This window comes from Bacillus sp. CFBP9009 (assembly GCF_036541465.1).
Lineage (GTDB): Bacteria > Bacillota > Bacilli > Bacillales > DSM-1321 > Peribacillus.
Genome location: NZ_JAZHFU010000048.1, coordinates 1 through 1,066, shown reverse-complemented (window position 1 = coordinate 1,066; position 1,066 = coordinate 1). Strand labels below are relative to the sequence as shown.

General features: G+C 40.2%; 1 protein-coding gene. It reads right to left on the bottom strand.

The genetic code is table 11. The features are described 5' to 3' along the window. Positions 1–437: 437 nt before the first annotated feature. Positions 438–1,066, bottom strand: a 629-nt coding sequence (locus tag V3595_RS28655; RefSeq protein WP_485911340.1) for a transposase, incomplete at its 5' end; no start/stop codon positions are given.

The following is a 1,066-nucleotide window of genomic DNA, read 5'->3' as shown; positions in this document are numbered from 1 at the left end:
AACTCCCTCAGTTTAATACGATTTTCTCACAAATACTCGCTTATTCGCAGGATTTCATCACCATTGAATTTAAGTTCACGGTTAAATGGAGTGATTTCAGGACATGAAGATTTCGTGAAGGCATAGTGAAATAAAGGAGTTGTACAACACTCCACATTTTACCATATAATGCACATTCTCCACGCCGCCCCTGGAGGCTTTCCCTCCCATGTCTCAACGGGTCAATTGCCCTATCATTCCTTCGTCATGCCTATCCAAGGGGTGGAGGCCAGTTATGCTATCCTGATGGGTCGGTGCCCTTTTGTTCAAGAAATCTGGTACTCCGTACATATTTGAAATCCTACGAATAAGCCAACATTCGTAAAAAGAAAAAGTCTATGAAAATTAGTTTTTGAAGGTTCCCTTCGAGAACCCTATTAAAAAATCCCCCTTTAAAACTACGCAACCAGTTCAGTTATAGGTTGAACTTTATCTGCACAATAAGACTCGTTTCTGCGTGCTATTCCAACAAATATCCTGGCTAGCTTACCTATCAATTTCATAATCGATTTCATTTTCTTCATTTTTTTCACCTTAACATTATGGGTGTGAATGGCTCGAAATTCCGTGTTATTCATCACAAGGCTCATGGTGGCTAAGTAAAGGAAACGCCTTAGCCTAGATCGCCCTCGCTTAGAGATGACAATTTGGCCTTTCCACTTTCCAGAGCTTGCTTCAGCCAGATGCAATCCAGCGTGCCGAAGTAAAGAATTACCGTGTGAAAAACCACTTAGATCTCCTGCTTCACCTAATATTCCGGCTAAAGAAATTTCACTAATTCCCTTAATGGCAAGAAGCTTCTTGGCAAAAGGTATTTGTTTTAATACATCCTTAACCTCTTGTTCCACTCTTTCGAGTTGTAAGACTGCGAGGTCATACTCCTCTAATAATTGTTCCAAATGAAATTTATACGCTTCAAGTGCTTGTCTTGTGCCGACAGATTTCCTAGCTAACTGAAGAAGTAATTGAGCTTTCTTTAATCCAGGCTGCCTCTTCATTATTGATTTCCATCCTGAAACAACATCAT